The sequence below is a fragment of the Bradyrhizobium sp. MOS003 genome (assembly GCF_003020125.1).
GTDB lineage: Bacteria > Pseudomonadota > Alphaproteobacteria > Rhizobiales > Xanthobacteraceae > Bradyrhizobium.
Genome location: NZ_PYFW01000005.1, coordinates 57,472 through 75,166, shown reverse-complemented (window position 1 = coordinate 75,166; position 17,695 = coordinate 57,472). Strand labels below are relative to the sequence as shown.

Sequence of the window (17,695 nt, the reverse complement as noted above, 5' to 3'; positions counted from 1 at the left end):
CGGATCATTGCGGCGGGCATGTTGCGTGAGGTCAAACGGCCGAGCCCGAAATTTGGGCGCTACTGTGCAGGGGTTGTTTCCCATTTTTGGTTTGCGTTCTTGATTTGTTCCTTTGTCGTGCTATCATGGCTTCATGAGTCCAGCAGCATCCTCTCATGCTCTCAAGCACCCGCCGGTCAAGGCGCCCTCCGAGCCGGCGGGTGTGGACTCTGACTTTCCAGAACTTGGCGTTGCCATTGACCGCGCGCGCAGGCGAGGGCGGGGTGCGCAGTCCAACGCCAGCGGCCGCTATGAGGCCGAGGCCCGTGTCGCCTTCGACGATGGCTGGCAGAGCCTGGAAGAGCTGCCGCCGTTCAAGACCAGCGTGGGGGTCGACACCTCGCGCAAGGTGATCACCCGCAACGACAGCCCCGATATCGGCTTCGACCGTTCGATCAATCCCTATCGCGGCTGCGAGCACGGCTGTGTTTATTGTTTCGCGCGGCCGACCCATGCCTATCTCGGCCTGTCTCCGGGGCTCGACTTCGAGTCAAAACTTTTCGTCAAGCCCGAGGCGCCGGCGCTGCTGGAGAAAGAGCTCGCCGCGACCGGCTACGAGCCGCGGATGATCGCGATCGGCACCAACACCGACCCTTATCAACCGATCGAGCGTGAGCGCAAGATCATGCGGGGCATCCTCGAGGTTCTCGAGCGTGCCGGCCATCCCGTCGGCATCGTCACCAAATCGGCGCTGGTGGTGCGCGACATCGACATTCTCGCGCGGATGGCCAAGCGCAACCTCGCCAAGGTCGCGATCTCGGTCACCTCGCTCGATCCGAAGCTGGCGCGCACCATGGAGCCGCGGGCCTCGACGCCGCCGAAGCGGCTGGAGGCGCTGAAGCAGCTCTCGGATGCCGGCATCCCGACCACCGTGATGGTTGCGCCCGTGATTCCGGCGCTGAACGATTCCGAGATCGAGCGCATCCTCGATGCCGCCGCTCATGCCGGCGTCAGGGAAGCCTCCTATGTGCTGCTGCGGCTGCCGCTGGAGGTGCGCGATCTCTTCCGCGAATGGCTGATGGCGAATTATCCGGACCGCTATCGCCACGTCTTCACGCTGATCCGCGACATGCGCGGCGGGCGCGACTACGACGCGAAGTGGGGTGAGCGGATGAAGGGCACCGGACCGATGGCCTGGACCATCGGCCGCCGCTTCGAGATCGCCTGCGAACGGCTCGGGCTGAACAAGCGGCGCTCGAAGCTGACGACGGATCATTTTGCCCGGCCGAAGCGGAACGGCGATCAGCTCAGCCTGTTCTGAACGGGAAGTGGGAGGGGCGTCGCATGAGCACGCAATTGCAGGCCCCGGTGCCGCGACTCACCGTCATCACGCTGGGCGTCAGCGATATCCGCGCCAGCATTGCGTTTTATGATGCCCTCGGCTTTTCACGCCGGCTGAAGGCGACCGGCGAGGCGGTGGCGTTCTACGATACCGGCGGTCCGGTGCTCGCGCTGTATCCCTGGGATCAGCTTGCGGCCGACGCCCAGCTGCCGGACGATCCAAGGCCGACGGCCTTCCGGGGTATGACGCTCGCCTGGAACTGCACCACGCGTGAAGAGGTGGATGCCGTGCTGGCCTTCGCCCTCAGCAAGGGGGCGAAACTCGTGAAGGCCGCGCACGAGACCGATTACGGCGGTTATTCCGGTTATTTCGCCGACCCCGACGGCCATCCCTGGGAGGTCGTGGTCGCACCCGGCATCGAGGTCGGCGGGGACCGGCGGGTGCATCTGGCGGAGTAGGGCCGCCTGAATAGCGGGTGTTGCGAGGGGTTTCCGGTTGCGCCGGCCGAGCAGCGTGCGCACGATCCCGGCCATGATTCGGAGCAAGTCCGCCAAGACACCGGCCAAAGACGCGCCAAACAAGGACGCCGCGAAGAAGGCAGCGCCCGCCAAGGCCGGCAAAGCGCCTGCGACCAAGGTTTCGGCCGGCAAGAGCGCGGGCAAGAAAGGCATCATCGCGGTCGCTCCCCCAAGCTTCCGCCGCGAGCGCGCGCTGATCAAGCGCGGCGTCTGGCCGGTCGCCGGCTGCGACGAAGCCGGCCGCGGGCCGCTCGCCGGGCCCGTGGTGGCTGCGGCCGTGATTCTCGACCCCGACCGGATCCCCCGCGGCATCGACGATTCCAAGCGTCTGACGGCGGAGGAGCGCGAAAGACTGTTCGACAAAATCTGCGCCACGGCCCAGGTCTCGGTCGCCGTCGCGTCGCCCTCGCGAATCGACCGCGACAACATATTGCGAGCCTCACTCTGGGCACTGAAGCGTGCCGTGGTGGCTCTGCCGGAGGCGCCGAGGCACGTCTTCGTCGACGGCCGCGACAGGCTTGATACGCCTTGCGATTGCGAAGCCGTGATCGGCGGCGACGGTATCGTGCTGTCGATCGCCGCGGCCTCCATCGTCGCCAAGGTGACGCGCGACCGCCTGATGAGCGCGCTGGCGCAGGACTGCCCCGGCTACGGCTTCGAGCAGCACAAGGGCTACGGCGTCCCAGAGCACCTCGATGCGTTGAACCGCCTTGGCCCCACCGTCCACCACCGCCGCTTCTTTGCCCCGGTCGCCGCGGCGCGTGCCAAACACATGCCGTGGACGGTCGAGCCGGTGCAGGATTTGTTTGGGGTCACCGAGGTCCAGGTGCAGGTGGAAACGAGCGTCGAGGTCGACGCCGCGGCAAATCTCTAGGGATATCGTCGCATAGCTTCCGCATCGTCATGGCCGGGCTTGACCCGGCCATCCACGTCTTGCCCGTGACACGAAAGGACGTGGATGCCCGGGACAAGCCCGGGTATGGCGGGCAAACCATCGTTGCCACGACGCGTGACGCCCCTTATCAAAGTACGCGTGAGCGAATAGGGCCGGCTGACGGGTTGGCTGCATCTTTCGGGCGTTGCATGCGGTTTACCTCCCTGGTTATCGAGCTCATTCGCGCCCGGCCGCGGCTGATCGTCTGGATCGCCGTGCTGCTGCAGGCCGCGATGTGGCTGTTCGTGGCGCTGGTGTTCTATCGCAGCCCGCCCGGTACCCTCGCGACGCTGCTGGCTTTCGGACGCGAATACCAGGTGGGCACCGATCTCGGCCCACCCTTGCCGGTCTGGCTCGCCGACATCGCCTATCGCGCTGCCGGCGGACACATGTTCGGCGTCTATTTGCTGGCCGAGCTCTGCGAGATCGCGACCTTCATCACGCTCTACTACCTGTCGCGCGCCGTGGTCGGCTCGCAGCAGGCGGTGCTCGCCGTGCTCTTGACCATGACGGTGCTCGCCTTCTCCTCGTCGGCACTCGACTTCGGCCCCCTCATCCTGGCCCGGCCACTCTGGGCGCTGCTGCTGCTGCACTCCTGGCAGATCATCGGCCAGCGTCGCGGCAATGCCTGGTTCGCCTGGTCGATCGAGGCCGGTCTGTTGCTGCTGACGACGCCCGCGGCGATCTTCCTGCTGCTGCTGATCGTCATTTTCGCGGTGTCAACCGCCGGCGGCCGCCGGACGCTGCGCGCGCTCGATCCACTGTTCGCGCTGATCGTCGTCGCGGTGCTGGCGCTGCCCTACGCGGTCTGGCTGATGCGCGCGGAGACGCTGGTGATGCCGGCCCTGCCGCAGGTCGCGGAGCTGAAGGCCCGAACTCTGCATGCGGCCTGGCTGCTCGGCGGCCTGGTGCTCGGTGCGGCCGCGATTCCCGCGCTGACCTTCCTCAACACCGGTCTGTTTGCCGGCAAGGGCGAGGAGCCGCCGATCATCTATCGGCCGCCGGTCGAACCGCTCGCGCGCAACTTCGTCTATTTCTTCGCGCTGGCGCCTGGGCTGGGCGCGGTGCTGATCTCCTGCCTGCTCGGGCTCGACTCCGTCGTCGGCAGCGCCGGCGTCGTGCTGGTCATGTCCGGGCTTGCCGTGGTGGTTGCGGCCGGGGATCTCATTGCGATGCGCCGCGCGCGGATGCTGCGCATGGTGTGGGCCGCGGCCGTCGTGGCGCCGGCCGTGGGCGTCGTGCTCGCCGTCCTGCTGCTGCCCTGGACCGGGGCAAACGAGATCGCGACCTCGATGCCCGCGCGCGCGATCTCGGATTTCTTCGACGAGAGCTTTGCCCGCCGCACCAACCATCGCCTGCGCGCGGTGGCCGGCGAGACGCAGCTGGCAAGCCTGATCACGCTGCATTCCGGCCGGCCGCATCTCTTCATCGATGCCGACCCCGCGCGCACGCCGTGGATCAATCAGGCCAAATTCAGCGAGACCGGCGGCGTCGTGGTCTGGCGCGCCTCCGATACCGCGGGCACGCCGCCGCCGGACATCCTGAAGCGCTTTCCCGGCATCGTGCCGGAGGTGCCACGCGCCTTCGAATGGCTGGTGACCGGTCGCCAGCAGCTGCTTCGCGTCGGCTGGGCCATCGTGCGGCCGAAGGGGACGTAGCTCGTCATTCCGGGGCGCGCCGTCAGAAATCGTAGGGTGGGCAAAGGCGCAAAGCGCCGTGCCCACGCCGGCTCTGTCCGACGCCACGATAGAGTTGGTGGGCACGATGCGCTTTGCCCACCCTACGAGAGCTCGCTACCCCGCCAGCACCTTGGCGATGGCGCGCAGATCCTGCCAGGCCAGCCGCTTGTAGGACGGCGAGCGCAACAGATAGGCCGGGTGAAACGTCGGCAGCGCGCGGATGGTGCGCGCCCCCGTCTCATAGTCGAACCAGCGCCCGCGCGTGCGCATGATGCCCTCGCGCGTCGACAGCAGTGTCTGCGTCGAGGGATTGCCGAGCGTCACCAGCACGTCGGGATTCACCAGCTCGATCTGGCGCTGGATGAAGGGCAGGCAGATCTGCGTCTCCTGCGGCGTCGGCGTGCGGTTGCCGGGCGGCCGCCACGGAATCACGTTGGCGATGTAGGTCGTGCTGCGGTTGAGGCCGATGGCTCCCATCATCAGATCGAGCAGCTTGCCGCTGCGTCCGACGAAGGGCAGTCCCTCGATGTCCTCGTCGCGGCCCGGCGCTTCGCCCACGAACATGATGCGCGCCTGCGGATTGCCGTCGGCGAACACCAGCCGCGTCGCGGTGTGCTTCAGTGCGCAGCCCTCGAAGCTTTGCATCAGCTCGCGCAGCGCTTCCAGCGTCGGCGCCGTGCGCGCGGCCTCGCGGGCGGAGGCAATCGCGATGTCGGGCGCCGGTGCGGCCTCGCCGCGCAGGGTCGCGGGGGCGGCGACAGGGCGAGGTGCCTCGACCGGAGGCGCCACACGCGTGGCCGGCGGCGGAGCATCCAATTCCGCCAGGCGGTCGACGGGTTCCTCCGCGAGCGCGCAATCGACCCCGGCCTCCAGATAGAAGGCAAGAAGCTCTCGGACGGTGGGTGCGGGCTCGGGGATCATTTGGAAAGTCAGACTATTAGTTCATCTTAGGCCGCCTTGCATCCCCGCGGAACGCATTTCCGCTGTTGTCCTACCCGGAAAAATCGGAAACAAGGGGGCGCAAACGACCAAGGACCGTCTCAAGGGCTGAGATCAGATGAGCACCGAAGAACTTCCCCCGCGCGAATCCATGGAATTCGACGTCGTCATCGTCGGCGCCGGCCCCTCGGGCCTGTCGGCCGCGATCCGGCTGAAGCAGCTCAATGCCGATCTCAACGTCGTCGTGGTGGAGAAGGGCTCCGAGGTCGGTGCGCACATTCTCTCCGGCGCCGTGATCGATCCTGCCGGCCTCGACAAGCTCGTGCCCGACTGGCGCGAGGATTCCGATTGCCCGCTGAAGACCCAGGTGAAGGACGATCGCTTCTACTGGATGACAGCCGGCGGTGCGATCAAGCTGCCGGGCTTCATGATGCCGCCGCTGATGGACAACCATCATTGCTACATCGGTTCGCTCGGCAATGTCTGCCGTTGGCTCGCGCGCAAGGCTGAAGCGCTAGGCGTCGAGATCTATCCGGGCTTCGCTGCGGCCGAGGTGCTCTATGACGACGCCGGCAACGTCAAGGGCATTGCCACCGGCGACATGGGCATCGGCCGGGACGGCAAGCCGAAGGACTCTTTTACCCGTGGCATGGAGTTGCTCGGCAAGTACACGCTGTTTGCCGAAGGCGCTCGCGGCAGCCTGACCAAGCAGCTCATCGCCAAGTTCGCGCTCGACTCCAAGAGCGAGCCGGCGAAGTTCGGCATCGGTCTCAAGGAAGTCTGGCAGATCGATCCCGCCAAGCACCAGAAGGGCATGATCCAGCATTCCTTCGGCTGGCCGCTCGATCTGAAAACCGGCGGCGGATCGTTCCTCTATCATTACGACGACAATCTCGTGGCCGTCGGCTTCGTCGTGCATCTGAACTACGACGATCCCTATCTGTCGCCGTTCGACGAGTTCCAGCGCTTCAAGACCCATCCTTCGATCCGCGGCACCTTTGAAGGCGCCAAGCGCCTCGCCTACGGCGCGCGCGCCATCACCGAAGGCGGCTATCAGTCGGTGCCGAGGCTGAGCTTCCCCGGCGGCGCCCTGATCGGATGCGCGGCTGGCTTCGTCAACGTGCCGCGCATCAAGGGCGTGCACAATGCGATGGGCACCGGCATGCTCGCGGCTGAACATGCCGCGGCGGCGCTCGCCGCCGATCGCGCCAATGACGAACTGGTCGACTACGAGAATGCGTGGCGTTCGTCGTCGGTCGGCAAGGATCTGTTCCTGGTCCGCAACGTCAAGCCGCTGTGGTCGAAGTTCGGTACGGTGCTTGGCGTCGCGCTGGGCGGCATCGACATGTGGTGCAACACGCTGTTCGGCGGCTCGCTGTTCGGCACCCAGGCGCACGCCAAGCCCGATCGTGCCACGCTCGATCCGGCCAAGAGCCACGCGCCCAAGAACTACCCGAAGCCGGACGGCAAGATTTCGTTCGACAAGCTGTCCTCGGTATTCATGTCCAATACCAACCATGAGGAGGACCAGCCGGTCCATCTCAAGGTCACCGACATGAACCTGCAAAAGACCTCCGAGCACGACGTGTATGCCGGTCCCTCGAATCGCTATTGCCCGGCCGGCGTCTACGAATGGGTCGAGGAGGGCACGGGCCCGCGCTTCCAGATCAACGCCCAGAACTGCGTCCACTGCAAAACCTGCGACGTGAAGGACCCCAACGGTAACATCACCTGGGTTCCTCCCGAGGGCGGCGGCGGCCCGAACTATGAGGCGATGTAAGAGCCCGCCAAGCAAGAGGACCTGATGGCGAGCGTGATCCGGCGCACGTTCGCGTGAGGACACGGCTGCGGCCACCGGTCGCGGCCACGATAAGGCCATACTGGCAGCGTCTTGGGACAGCTCTTGGCCGATTTAAGGCGTGCGGAGGGGATCGCTCGGCCCGAATCCTTGCGGCGAAGCGCCAAAAGCGGCATTGTCGGCCCGACGGTTCCGGGTCCCCATGCCACCGGGCGCTTTAGCGTGCGATACGGCCCTCTGCTGCAAACCCAGGCACTACCAACTCAAGGCGAGCCCTGATGTTTTCAAATCGTTTCAACCGCTGGACTGTTGCCGCCATCGCCCTCATGGGCACAGCGATCGCGACCGTCCCCGGCAGGGTCCTGGCGCAGACGCCGGATCATCCGTCCGACACGGCGGCGCAGTTTCCGACCCGAAACGATCTGAAGTCGCTCACCACCGCCGGCAGCTATCTCGCCGCCCGCCACGCCAGCGTCGAGCGCGACGCGGCTTCCGCCGCCGCCTTCTACCGTTCGGCGCTGCGCACAGATCCCAAGAACAACGAGCTGCTCGACCGCGCCTTCATCTCCTCGGTCGCCGACGGCGACATCGACGAAGCGGTCAAGCTCGCCGAGCGCATCCTGACCATCGACAAGACCAACCGCGTTGCGCGTCTCGTGGTCGGCGTGCACGATCTCAAGGTGAAGAAATACGCGGCCGCGCAGACCAACATCAACCAGTCGATCCGGGGTCCGATCACCGATCTCGTCGCCACGCTGCTGTCAGGTTGGGCCGCCTATGGCGCGGGCGACGCCAAGGGCGGTGTCGCCACCATCGACAAGCTGGCTGGTCCCGAATGGTACCCGCTGTTCAAGGACCTTCACGCCGGCATGATTCTCGAACTCGCCGGCAAGGAGAAGGATGCCGGCACCCGCTTCGAGCGCGCCTACAAGCTCGACGATTCCATGCTGCGCGTGACCGAGGCCTATGCGCGCTGGCTGTCGCGCAACAAGGATTCCGCCGCCGCGACCACCGTCTACCAGGCCTTCGACAAGAAGCTCGCGCGCCATCCGCTGATCCAGGAAGGCCTGCGCGAGACCAAGGCCGGCAAGAAAATGCCGCCGCTGGTCGATTCCGCCCAGGCCGGCGCCGCCGAAGCGCTCTACGGCATCGGCGCCACGCTGACCCGCCGCGGCGGCGAGGACCTGGCACTGGTCTATCTCCAGCTCTCGCTTTACCTCCAGCCGACCCATCCGCTGGCGCTGCTCTCGCTCGCCGACCTCTACGAGTCGGTGAAGCGGCCGCAGATGGCGATCAAGGTCTACGAGCGCGTGCCGGCGAGCTCGCCGCTCAAGCGCAACGCGCAGATCCAGCTTGCCATCGATCTGGATTCCGCCGACCGCACCGAGGAGGCGATCAAGATCCTCAAGGGCGTTACATCCGAGGATGCCAAGGACCTCGAAGCGATCATGGCGCTCGGCAATATCGAGCGTGGCCGCAAGAAGTTCGGCGACTGCGGCGCGACCTATTCGCAAGGCATCGACGCGCTGACACCGGGCAACGATAAGGCCAACAGCGTCTGGTACTATTATCGTGGTATCTGCGAGGAGCGCTCCAAGCAGTGGGCCAAGGCCGAGGCCGACATGAAGAAGGCGCTCGAGCTGCAGCCCGACCAGCCGCACGTCCTCAACTATCTCGGCTATTCCTGGATCGACCAGGGGATCAACCTCGACGAAGGCATGAAGATGATCAAGCGCGCCGTCGAGCAGCGTCCCGACGACGGCTACATCGTCGATTCACTGGGCTGGGCCTATTATCGCATCGGCAATTACGAAGAAGCGGTGAAGAACCTCGAGCGGGCCATCGACCTCAAGCCCGAGGATCCCACCATCAACGACCATCTCGGCGATGCCTATTGGCGGGTTGGCCGAACGCTGGAAGCCAAATTCCAGTGGGCGCATGCGCGCGATCTCAAGCCCGAGCCGGAAGAGCTGCCGAAGATCGAGGCCAAGATCGCTAACGGTCTGGCCGACGACAATTCGAACTCCTCTGCAGCGCAGGCCGAGAAGAAAAAGGACGACGGCAAGGGCGGCTAGTCTGAGTGAAGTTGGGGGCGTGTCGCCGATGCCGGCGTTGATTGAAGAAGGACGGGCGAAGGTCAATCTCAGCCTTCGCGTCGTAGGCCGTCGTGCCGATGGCTATCATGATCTCGAAAGCGTGGTCGCGTTTGCCGACTGCGCCGATCGGCTTACCTTGGAGCCGGGTGGCGAGCTGAAGCTCACCACCACCGGACCGCTTGCCGCGGCTTGCGGCGATACCGCGGACAATCTCGTCTTCAAGGCGGCCAAGCTTCTGACTGACGCGGTGCCGAACCTGAAGCTCGGCGCCTTCGCGCTGGACAAGGTGCTGCCGGTTGCCGCCGGCATTGGCGGCGGCTCGGCTGATGCCGCGGCGGCGCTGCGGCTGCTCGCGCGTCTCAACGATCTCTCGCTCGATGATCCCAGACTCCAGAAGGTCGCGCTCGCGACCGGTGCCGACGTGCCGGTGTGCCTGCTCTCGCGCGCCTGCGACATGACCGGCGTTGGCGAGCAGCTGCTGCCGCTCGCGCTGCCGAACATGCCCTGCGTGATGGTCAATCCGCGCGTGCCGGTCGCGACCAAGGACGTGTTTCAGAAGTTGGGCTTGCGCAACGGTGAGCTCCTGGTCGGCGCTACGGCGGTGCTCCGCGCTCCGGCCTGGCCGGAGGAGGGCGGGTCGATCGCCGATTGGGTCGAGGTCCTCGAACGCGTTCCCAACGACCTGGAAGCGCCTGCGCTGCGGATCCAGCCGATGACCGGCGAGGTGCTGGAGGCCTTGCGCGGTTCCGCCGGCGTCAAGCTCGCCCGCATGTCCGGTTCGGGCGCGACGTGCTTTGCGATCTACGGCTCGCCCGCCGATACGCATGCCGCGGCCGAAAAGATCCGACGCGATCATCCCGGCTGGTGGGTGCATGCGGGGACGTTGAGCTAGGTGCTTCCGCGAAGACGGTGTCGTAGGGTGGGCAAAGCGCAGCGTACCCACCAAATTGTTCGTGCAATCTCGATGTATGGTGGGCACGGCGCTGTCGCGCCTTTTGCCCACCCTACGGCAGTCGAGCTGGTCTAGCCGCTGCCTTCCTCCTCGGCCAGCCCGAGAAATTTTCGTATCTCGCCCAACACCTCGTCCGGCTTGTCGTGCTGCAGCCAGTGCCCCGCGCCGGCGATGGTCTCAATGCGCGCGTTCTGGAAATTCCGCTCCAGGCCTGCTGCTCGGGCACCGGCGAGGAAGCTCTCGCCGGCGTTGAGCAGCAGGGTCGGGCAGGTGATGCGCGACCACAGCGCGAGGTGATCGTCCGGCCAGAGCCGGTGCGGCGCGGAGGCGCGCTGATAGGGATCGAACTTCCAGCTATAGGTGCCGTCCTCGTTCTGCCGCGCGCCGTGCGTGGCGAGATGCAGCGCGAGGTCGCGGGACAGGCGCTTGTTGTGCAGCACCATCTGTGCGGCCGCGGCTTCGAGGGTCGCATAGCGGCGCGGCGTGCGGTCGTGCAGCTTGTCGAGCTGGGTGACCCATTTGCCGATGCGCTCATGCGCCGGCGGCTTCGGCGTGTCCGGCAGCATGGTCACGCCGTCGAGCACGACCAGCTTCGAGACCTGCTCGGGGAATGCGCCCGAAAAGATCAGGCTCACCATGCCGCCCATCGAATGGCCGATGAGAGTCACCTGGGGCGCTGCGATGGTACGGAGGAGCTGGGTGAGATCGTAGACATATTCGGTCAGCGCGTAGCTGCCGCCTCTGGTCCAGTCGGAATCGCCGTGGCCGCGCAGGTCGGGCGCGACCACGTGGAAATGCGGCTGCAGCGATCGGGCGATGACGTCCCAGCTCCGGCAGTGATCGCGGCCGCCGTGGACCAGGATGAGAGGCGGCGCGCCCTCATTGCCCCAATCTGCGTAATGCAGTCGCAGCCCATGCGACTCGTAGAAGCGGCTTTGCGGGGCGAACATCGGGGCGCTATCCATTCACCGGCCGCCGCACCAGTGCCAGCGACAGGCCGAGGCCTGCAATGAAGACGCCGGAGCCCTGGGTGAGACGCCGCATCAGATGCGGCCGCCCGATCAGCTGCGTGCGTGTTGCTGAGGCCATCAGCACCACGACGATATCGGCGAGCGTGTTCAATGCCACCGAGATTGCGCCGAGCATGATGAATTGCAGCGTGGGGCTCGACCCCGCGGGATCGAGGAATTGCGGAATGAAGGCGAGGAAGAACGCGGCGGTCTTCGGGTTCAGCGCCTCGACCAGCACGCCGTCGCGGAACGCGCGCTTGTCACCGGCCGGCTCGCTTTCGAGCGACAGTGCGCGGCCGGCGCTGCGGAACGTCTTGATGCCGAGCCAGACCAGATAGAGCGCGCCGACGAGTTTGACGGCAGCAAACAGTTCGGCGCTGGCGAGGATGATCGCGGAAATGCCGAGGCTGCCCGCGACGACATGAACGAGCCCGCCCAGCGCCGTGCCCGCGGTCGACGCAAAACCGCTGGCGCGTCCCTCCGACAAGGTCCGTGCCGCGACGTAGAAGATGCCGGGGCCGGGAACGGCGGCAATGAGGCAGGCTGCGGCCAGGAACAGCCAGAAATTCGTTTCGATCATCCTGTTTTCGTAACGGAGCGGGCCGCGATTGCAAGTCTTGTGGCGCGAGGGGCCCGTCATTTAACCTATGCGGCGGAAGATCACGCTGGCATTCACGCCGCCGAAGCCAAAACCGTTGGAGATCGCGTGCTGCATCGGCATCGGCCGCGCGGTGGCGGCGACGATGTCGATGCCTTCAGCGCCCGAATCGGGGTTTTCGAGATTGAGCGTCGGCGGTGCGATCTGATCGCGCAAAGCGAGCACGGTGAAGATCGCCTCGAGGCCGCCGGCGGCGCCGAGCAGATGGCCGGTGGCCGATTTGGTCGCGCTGACGGCGATGCCGCGGTTACGGCCGAATAGCGCGGCGATGGCGCCAAGCTCGCTCTCGTCGCCCGCCGGCGTCGATGTCGCATGGGCGTTCAGGTGCTGCAGATCGGCCGGCGCTAGCTTCGCCTGCCGAAGCGCGATCTCCATGGCGCGGCGGGCGCCGTCGCCGTCGGGCGGACCTGACGTCATGTGGTAGGCGTCCGCCGTCGTGCCGTATCCGATCACCTCTGCGATCGGCGTGGCGCCGCGCGCGAGCGCATGTTCGAGCTCCTCGATGACAAGAATGCCGGCGCCTTCGCCCATGACGAAACCGTCGCGGTCCCGATCGAACGGGCGCGAGGCCCGCGCCGGCTCCGCGTTGAAGGAGCTGGACAACGCGCGCGCCGCCGCAAAGCCGCCGAGGCTGACGAGGTCGATGCAGGCCTCTGCGCCGCCGCAGATCGCGATATCGGCTTCGCCCGCACGGATCATGCGCGCGGCATCGCCGATCGCCTGGACGCCCGCGGCGCACGCGGTGACCGGTGTGCCCAGCGCGCCCTTGTAGCCATATTTGATCGAGACGTGGCCGGCGGCGAGATTGGCGAGGAACGAGGGGATCGTGAACGGCGAGAGCCGGCGCACACCGCGCTGCTCGGTAATGCGCACCGCCTCCGCCATCGCCGGAAAGCCGCCGACGCCGGAGGCAATGATCGTTGCGGTCCGTTCCCGCGCGGCCGTATCCCGCGGCGTCCATTTGGCCTGCGCGACGGCTTCCGCGGTGGCGAGCAGCGCGAACAGGATGAAGCGGTCCATCTTGCGCTGGTCTTTTGGCGGAGCCGCCTGTGCAGGGTCGAAGCCGCTCTCGGCGTCATAAGCCTTGTCGGGCACGAGGCCGGCAATGCGCGCCGGAAGGACTTGCGCCCATTCGGGCAGGGGGCGCAGTCCGCTTAGTCCGGCAAGCAGGCGGCGCCAGGAGGTTTCGACACCGCAGCCGAGCGGCGACACCGCTCCCATGCCTGTTACGACGATACGACGCATGTCAGTCTCCAGCCGGCGCGACGGCCGGGTTCATGGCCTTGAGCGAAGCGAGCCGCTTGCGCATGCCGCGGCTGGCGCGGGGGCCGGCGACGACGACAGCATTGGCGAGCGTGATTGGCTGCAGGTCGGCAGCGTCGACAACGATCGGATCGAACGGCCGAGCGTCACTCCGGTTCGCCAGCACGATGGATTCACCCTTGGGCGCAAGATGCTTGTTGCCCCAGGCGAGCAGCGTAGCGATCACCGGGAAAAAATCCCGCGCCCTGCCGGTCAGAACATATTCATAACGCGGCGGTCGCTCCTGATAGCGGCGGCGCACGAACATGCCTGATGCCGTGAGATGGGCAAGCCGCCGCGACAGGATGTTCGGCGCGATCCCGAGGCTTTGCGAGAACTCGTCGAATTTCGTCGCACCCTGAAACGCATCCCGCAGGATCAGGATGCTCCACCATTCGCCGACCGTTTCCACCGCGCGGCCCACGGGGCATTCGAGGATCGAGGGCGATTTGGGCTGCATGCCGGGAAGCTAGGTGAGTGACTTGCAAAATGCAAGTTACCAAAGTTGCCCCCGAGGTGGGTGGAGGATGCGACGAGCCTGCGTCGGCTGGGCGAGTGGAGGGAAGGGTATGGCGCCGGATAGCGCTCTCGTGCCCCGGACGCAGCGCAGCGCTTTTTCAGCGGTGCGGTGCAGAGCAGGGGCCCATGTTGCCGATTTCTGGGTGCCGTGGGTCCTGGCTCTGCGCAGCAGCGTTACACGCTGCAGCGCGTCCGGGACACGAGTGCCGAGTATACGACTGTCAGCTTCCCGTCATTGCGCGGGGATGGCGGGCTAATTGCAGCGCGGTCCAGGCGGCGTGTTGGCGGAAACGTAGCTCTCTAATGCGACCGCGCCAGGCAGAACGCCACCACCTGCTCCAGCGCGCTCTTCATCGGCGACGGCGGGAACAGCGCCAGCGCATCCACCGCCATGGCGCCGTAGTGCTGGGCGCGGCTCAGCGTGTCCTCGAGTGCGCGGTGCTTGTTCATCAGGCCGATGGCGTGATCGAGGTCGCTATCGCCGATCTCGCCGCGCTCCAGCGCCTTGATCCAGAACGCGCGCTCGGTGTCGTTGCCGCGGCGGAAGGCGAGCACCACCGGCAGGGTGATCTTGCCCTCGCGGAAATCGTCGCCGGTGTTCTTGCCGAGCTTGGCGCTCTTGCCGCCATAGTCCAGCACGTCGTCGACGAGCTGGAAGGCGATGCCGAGATTCATGCCGACCGAGCGGCAGGCGGTTTGCTCCGCCTTCGGGCGGTTGGCGATCACGGGGCCGACCTCGCAAGCGGCGGCGAACAGCTCGGCGGTCTTGCCGCGGATCACGGCGAGATATTCGTCCTCGGTGGTCGCGGTGTTCTTGGCCGCGGCAAGCTGCATCACCTCGCCTTCGGCGATGGTGGCGGCGGCCGCAGAGAGGATGTCGAGCGCACGCAGCGAGCCGACCTCGACCATCATGCGAAAGGCCTGGCCGAGCAGGAAGTCTCCGACCAACACGCTGGCCTCGTTGCCCCAAAGCATGCGCGCCGACAGCTTGCCGCGGCGCAACTCGCTCTCGTCGACGACGTCGTCGTGCAGCAGCGTGGCGGTATGCATGAACTCGACGCTAGCCGCCAGCTTGATATGGCCGTCGCCGGCGTAGCCGGCGAGGTTTGCCATGGCGAGCGTCAGCATCGGCCGGAGCCGCTTGCCGCCGGAGGAGATCAGGTGGTTGGCGACCTCCGGGATCATGGTCACGTCCGAACCGGTCCGCGACAGGATCGTGGCGTTGACGCGCTCCATGTCAGGGGCGACAAGGGCAACCAGCTCTTCGATCGACGCGCCGGGAGTTTCGAAAGGTACGATGACGGCCACGCCGGTCTCCAATATTTGCCCCGGAAGGGCTATTCTGACGGAAAGACAATAGAAACTGGCGGCGGATGCGGCAAGACCCGCGGAACCATTGACATTTGCCGCTTTAGCCCCTTCGAAGCAAGGAAACCCACGTTTTGCGTGAACTGGTTCGGACCAACGATATGGTGCTGGTGTCGGCGATCGGCGCGCTGCTCGACGGCGCCAAGATCCATCATCTGGTGCTGGACCAGAACATGAGCATCATCGAGGGCTCGCTCGGCATTTTGCCGCGGCGGATCCTGGTTCATGAGGACGATGCCCAGGAGGCGCGGAAGTTGCTCACCGAAGCCGGTCTCAGCCACGAACTGCGCGGCGATGAGTGAGGCCGCAGATATCACCGAGGACGCTTTTCTCGGCGGCCAACTGCGCCTGAAGCAGAAGCGGAGCGGCCACCGCGCCGGGCACGACGCCATCTTGCTTGCGGCGGCGACCGATGCCCGCGGGGGGGACCGGGTGGTCGATTTCGGCGCCGGCATCGGCACGGCCGGGCTGGCGTTGGCCCGGCGCGTCCCCGGTATCGGGCTGAGCCTGGTCGAGATCGATCCGGAGCTGGCCGAGCTGGCGCGCGCTAATGCCGCCGCGAATGCGCTTACCGCGGAGACCATCGTGCTCGATGTCACGGCCGACGCGCAGGTCTTTGCGGCAAACGGGCTGTCGCCCGATAGCGTCGACGTCGTGCTGATGAACCCGCCGTTCAATGACCCGGCCCGGCATCGCGGCTCGCCGGACCAGGCGCGTCACACTGCGCATGTGGCGACGGAGGAGACCCTGAATGCCTGGGTGCATGCAGCGCGGCGCATCCTCCGATCGAATGGCGCGCTGACCCTGATCTGGCGCGCAGATGGAATCGCCGATGTCCTGGCGGCGCTGTCGCGCGGCTTCGGCAGCATTGCGATCCTGCCGGTTCACGGCGAGGCGGGGCAGCCTGCGATCCGCGTGCTGGTGCGTGGGGTCAAAGGCAGCCGGGCTCCGACGCGATTGCTGCCGGGTCTCATGCTCAACGACGAGTCAGGCGCGTCCAAGACAAAACTGGTCGAGATTCTGGAGGGGAGAGCCGCCTTGCCGATGGTGGAACCGTGACGGCTTACTGCGGCAGCGATTCCGGCTGCTGCTCTTGCGGAGACGTCAGGCGGATCGCCATGAACAGCGCACCGATCAGCAGCATCAGCAGATAGATTTTCATGGTGTTCTCCGCTGGCTCATTGCAGCCTCCCAACGGGAATTCTGCAAAACACGTTCCAGGCACTTCCAATGACAGTCGCGTGATAAAAATTGGTTAATCAGAGGTAACGGCATGGCCGAACAATTGAATGATCGTGAGAGTTCCGGCCTGGCCGATAAGCTCATGCAATATCTGCCGGCACGCTTCCGCCCCGGCACAGCCGTCGTGCCGGTGGTGCGGCTGTCCGGGGTGATCGGCGCGGTGACGCCGCTGCGCCCGGGCATGACGCTCGCAGCCGTCGCCAAAGTGCTGGAGCGCGCGTTCTCATATCGGCACGCCAAGGCGGTGGCGCTGGTGATCAACTCGCCCGGCGGCTCGCCGGTGCAGTCGCGCCAGATCTACCTGCGCATCAAGCAGCTCGCGGCGGAGAAGAAGCTGCCGGTGCTGGTGTTCGTCGAGGACGTCGCGGCCTCCGGCGGCTACATGATCGCCTGCGCCGGCGACGAGATCATCTGCGATCCCTCTTCGATCCTCGGTTCGATCGGCGTGGTCGGCGGCAGCTTCGGTTTCCAGGAGGCGATCAAGCGGCTCGGCATCGAGCGGCGGCTCTACACCGCCGGCGAACACAAGGCGATGCTCGATCCGTTCCTGCCAGAGAACCCCGACGACGTCGCAAAGCTCAAGTCGATCCAGCGCGAGATCCACCAGATCTTCATTTCGCTGGTGAAGGAGAGTCGTGGTGCGCGCCTCAAGGGCGCGGACGACATCCTGTTCACGGGCGAATACTGGGCCGGCGACACCTCGGTGGCGCTCGGACTCGCCGACAGCATCGGCGATCTCCGCTCAACTCTTCGTGCCCGCTATGGCGAGAAGGTTCTCACCCCAGTGATCGCGCAACCGACCGGGCTGCTCTCCGGCCTTCTGGGCCGGAAATCGCCCGGTGCGGGGCAGCTTTCGGCCGTGGAATCAATGGCCAGCCTGCCGGATCAGCTGATCTCGGCGGTCGAAACACGGGCGATCTGGGCGAAATTCGGGTTCTAGGCGGTGCCTTCCCGCGCCATTTGGTCCGGCCCGAGCCAATTGCGGCGCGGGCCGGTCTGCGCAAGAATGCGCGTGGGGGCTGAGCACTAGACAAGGAACGACCGATGCCGCCGTTCGTCGCTTTCGCGGGCGTGCTGGGTGGGCTTGCCGTGGTCCGCTGGGCCTACAAGACCGCCGTCAAGATCAACCAGGAGCTGGATGAGATGCGCCTGTCGCGCGTCGCCGAGGCCGCGCATACGGCGGATATCCAGAAACTGAAGCGTGACCCCGTGACCGGAGCGTACCGGCCGGGCTAGTTACCACAGTCGTCATGCCCGAGCCTGTCCCGGGCATCCACGTTCTGCGTGCGGCGACAAGACCGTGGATGGCCGGGGCAAGCCCAGCCATGACGGAGCACGGCCCGCTTTCGGGCCCCCTTT

At 66.1% G+C, this 17,695-nt stretch carries 17 protein-coding genes; 11 read left to right on the top strand and 6 right to left on the bottom strand.

Annotated elements, in window-relative coordinates; all coding sequences use genetic code 11:
* The first annotated feature begins 133 nt into the window (after positions 1-133).
* The 4 genes from C7G42_RS22515 (at position 134) to C7G42_RS22500 (ending at position 4,431) form a co-directional block, all read left to right on the top strand.
* Positions 134-1,300, top strand: a complete 1,167-nt coding sequence (locus C7G42_RS22515) for a PA0069 family radical SAM protein (protein ID WP_106951145.1) — start codon at positions 134-136, stop codon at positions 1,298-1,300.
* Positions 1,301-1,323: 23 nt separating this feature from the next.
* Positions 1,324-1,779: a VOC family protein gene (locus tag C7G42_RS22510; RefSeq protein ID WP_106951144.1), complete on the top strand. Its 456-nt coding sequence runs from the start codon at positions 1,324-1,326 to the stop codon at positions 1,777-1,779.
* Positions 1,780-1,852: 73 nt separating this feature from the next.
* Positions 1,853-2,713, top strand: coding sequence for a ribonuclease HII (gene rnhB, locus C7G42_RS22505; protein ID WP_106951448.1), 861 nt, complete (start codon positions 1,853-1,855; stop codon positions 2,711-2,713).
* 209 nt (positions 2,714-2,922) lie between these two features.
* Positions 2,923-4,431, top strand: a complete 1,509-nt coding sequence (locus tag C7G42_RS22500; RefSeq protein WP_106951143.1) for a glycosyltransferase family 39 protein — start codon at positions 2,923-2,925, stop codon at positions 4,429-4,431.
* Between the two features lie 135 nt (positions 4,432-4,566).
* On the opposite strand, the gene C7G42_RS22495 is transcribed toward C7G42_RS22500, so the two are convergent.
* Positions 4,567-5,373: a uracil-DNA glycosylase gene (locus C7G42_RS22495; RefSeq protein WP_106951142.1), complete on the bottom strand. Its 807-nt coding sequence runs from the start codon at positions 5,371-5,373 to the stop codon at positions 4,567-4,569.
* Between the two features lie 136 nt (positions 5,374-5,509).
* Here C7G42_RS22495 and C7G42_RS22490 point away from each other — a divergent pair, with 136 nt between their 5' ends.
* The 3 genes from C7G42_RS22490 to C7G42_RS22480 all read left to right on the top strand — a co-directional run bounded on the left by C7G42_RS22490 (position 5,510) and on the right by C7G42_RS22480 (position 10,177).
* The gene (locus C7G42_RS22490; RefSeq protein WP_106951141.1) at positions 5,510-7,171 is read left to right on the top strand and encodes an electron transfer flavoprotein-ubiquinone oxidoreductase; all 1,662 of its coding nucleotides are present in this window, start codon (positions 5,510-5,512) and stop codon (positions 7,169-7,171) included.
* A 296-nt stretch (positions 7,172-7,467) separates the two neighbouring features.
* Positions 7,468-9,264 carry a tetratricopeptide repeat protein gene (locus C7G42_RS22485; RefSeq protein WP_106951140.1) on the top strand — a complete coding sequence of 599 codons (1,797 nt, stop codon included), beginning with the start codon at positions 7,468-7,470 and terminating at the stop codon, positions 9,262-9,264.
* Positions 9,265-9,292: 28 nt separating this feature from the next.
* A complete protein-coding gene (locus C7G42_RS22480; RefSeq protein WP_199581073.1) occupies positions 9,293-10,177 on the top strand; it encodes a 4-(cytidine 5'-diphospho)-2-C-methyl-D-erythritol kinase in 885 nt (294 codons plus the stop codon).
* A 131-nt stretch (positions 10,178-10,308) separates the two neighbouring features.
* Here C7G42_RS22480 and C7G42_RS22475 read toward each other — a convergent pair whose 3' ends face one another.
* The 5 genes from C7G42_RS22475 to C7G42_RS22455 all read right to left on the bottom strand — a co-directional run bounded on the left by C7G42_RS22475 (position 10,309) and on the right by C7G42_RS22455 (position 15,034).
* Positions 10,309-11,187: an alpha/beta fold hydrolase gene (locus tag C7G42_RS22475; protein WP_106951138.1), complete on the bottom strand. Its 879-nt coding sequence runs from the start codon at positions 11,185-11,187 to the stop codon at positions 10,309-10,311.
* Positions 11,188-11,194: 7 nt separating this feature from the next.
* Positions 11,195-11,827 (bottom strand): LysE family translocator, encoded by a 633-nt coding sequence (locus tag C7G42_RS22470; RefSeq protein WP_106951447.1) that lies wholly within the window; start codon positions 11,825-11,827, stop codon positions 11,195-11,197.
* A 60-nt stretch (positions 11,828-11,887) separates the two neighbouring features.
* A complete protein-coding gene (gene fabF, locus C7G42_RS22465) occupies positions 11,888-13,150 on the bottom strand; it encodes a beta-ketoacyl-ACP synthase II (RefSeq protein ID WP_106951137.1) in 1,263 nt (420 codons plus the stop codon).
* A 1-nt stretch (position 13,151) separates the two neighbouring features.
* On the bottom strand, positions 13,152-13,667 hold the full coding sequence (locus C7G42_RS22460) for a winged helix-turn-helix transcriptional regulator (RefSeq protein ID WP_106951136.1): 516 nt from the start codon (positions 13,665-13,667) through the stop codon (positions 13,152-13,154).
* A gap of 359 nt (positions 13,668-14,026) precedes the next feature.
* Positions 14,027-15,034 carry a polyprenyl synthetase family protein gene (locus C7G42_RS22455; protein WP_106951446.1) on the bottom strand — a complete coding sequence of 336 codons (1,008 nt, stop codon included), beginning with the start codon at positions 15,032-15,034 and terminating at the stop codon, positions 14,027-14,029.
* Between the two features lie 134 nt (positions 15,035-15,168).
* Here C7G42_RS22455 and C7G42_RS22450 point away from each other — a divergent pair, with 134 nt between their 5' ends.
* The 4 genes from C7G42_RS22450 to C7G42_RS22435 all read left to right on the top strand — a co-directional run bounded on the left by C7G42_RS22450 (position 15,169) and on the right by C7G42_RS22435 (position 17,572).
* Positions 15,169-15,396, top strand: a complete 228-nt coding sequence (locus tag C7G42_RS22450) for a putative signal transducing protein (RefSeq protein WP_106951135.1) — start codon at positions 15,169-15,171, stop codon at positions 15,394-15,396.
* Positions 15,389-16,153: a tRNA1(Val) (adenine(37)-N6)-methyltransferase gene (locus tag C7G42_RS22445; protein ID WP_106951134.1), complete on the top strand. Its 765-nt coding sequence runs from the start codon at positions 15,389-15,391 to the stop codon at positions 16,151-16,153. Before C7G42_RS22450 ends, C7G42_RS22445 begins: the two co-directional genes overlap by 8 nt.
* A 214-nt stretch (positions 16,154-16,367) precedes the next feature.
* Positions 16,368-17,276 (top strand): S49 family peptidase, encoded by a 909-nt coding sequence (locus C7G42_RS22440; protein WP_106951133.1) that lies wholly within the window; start codon positions 16,368-16,370, stop codon positions 17,274-17,276.
* 104 nt (positions 17,277-17,380) lie between these two features.
* Positions 17,381-17,572 (top strand): hypothetical protein, encoded by a 192-nt coding sequence (locus tag C7G42_RS22435; RefSeq protein WP_106951132.1) that lies wholly within the window; start codon positions 17,381-17,383, stop codon positions 17,570-17,572.
* Positions 17,573-17,695 lie beyond the last annotated feature (123 nt).

What these genes read in the sequence shown, in the direction of transcription:
- C7G42_RS22515 (WP_106951145.1), top strand. Translation starts at nt 134, where the DNA reads ATGAGTCCAGCAGCATCCTCTCATGCTCTCAAGCACCCGCCGGTCAAG.
- C7G42_RS22510 (WP_106951144.1), top strand. Translation starts at nt 1,324, where the DNA reads ATGAGCACGCAATTGCAGGCCCCGGTGCCGCGACTCACCGTCATCACG.
- rnhB (WP_106951448.1), top strand. Translation starts at nt 1,853, where the DNA reads ATGATTCGGAGCAAGTCCGCCAAGACACCGGCCAAAGACGCGCCAAAC.
- C7G42_RS22500 (WP_106951143.1), top strand. Translation starts at nt 2,923, where the DNA reads ATGCGGTTTACCTCCCTGGTTATCGAGCTCATTCGCGCCCGGCCGCGG.
- C7G42_RS22495 (WP_106951142.1), bottom strand. Translation starts at nt 5,373, where the DNA reads ATGATCCCCGAGCCCGCACCCACCGTCCGAGAGCTTCTTGCCTTCTAT.
- C7G42_RS22490 (WP_106951141.1), top strand. Translation starts at nt 5,510, where the DNA reads ATGAGCACCGAAGAACTTCCCCCGCGCGAATCCATGGAATTCGACGTC.
- C7G42_RS22485 (WP_106951140.1), top strand. Translation starts at nt 7,468, where the DNA reads ATGTTTTCAAATCGTTTCAACCGCTGGACTGTTGCCGCCATCGCCCTC.
- C7G42_RS22480 (WP_199581073.1), top strand. Translation starts at nt 9,293, where the DNA reads ATGCCGGCGTTGATTGAAGAAGGACGGGCGAAGGTCAATCTCAGCCTT.
- C7G42_RS22475 (WP_106951138.1), bottom strand. Translation starts at nt 11,187, where the DNA reads ATGTTCGCCCCGCAAAGCCGCTTCTACGAGTCGCATGGGCTGCGACTG.
- C7G42_RS22470 (WP_106951447.1), bottom strand. Translation starts at nt 11,827, where the DNA reads ATGATCGAAACGAATTTCTGGCTGTTCCTGGCCGCAGCCTGCCTCATT.
- fabF (WP_106951137.1), bottom strand. Translation starts at nt 13,150, where the DNA reads ATGCGTCGTATCGTCGTAACAGGCATGGGAGCGGTGTCGCCGCTCGGC.
- C7G42_RS22460 (WP_106951136.1), bottom strand. Translation starts at nt 13,667, where the DNA reads ATGCAGCCCAAATCGCCCTCGATCCTCGAATGCCCCGTGGGCCGCGCG.
- C7G42_RS22445 (WP_106951134.1), top strand. Translation starts at nt 15,389, where the DNA reads ATGAGTGAGGCCGCAGATATCACCGAGGACGCTTTTCTCGGCGGCCAA.
- C7G42_RS22440 (WP_106951133.1), top strand. Translation starts at nt 16,368, where the DNA reads ATGGCCGAACAATTGAATGATCGTGAGAGTTCCGGCCTGGCCGATAAG.
- C7G42_RS22435 (WP_106951132.1), top strand. Translation starts at nt 17,381, where the DNA reads ATGCCGCCGTTCGTCGCTTTCGCGGGCGTGCTGGGTGGGCTTGCCGTG.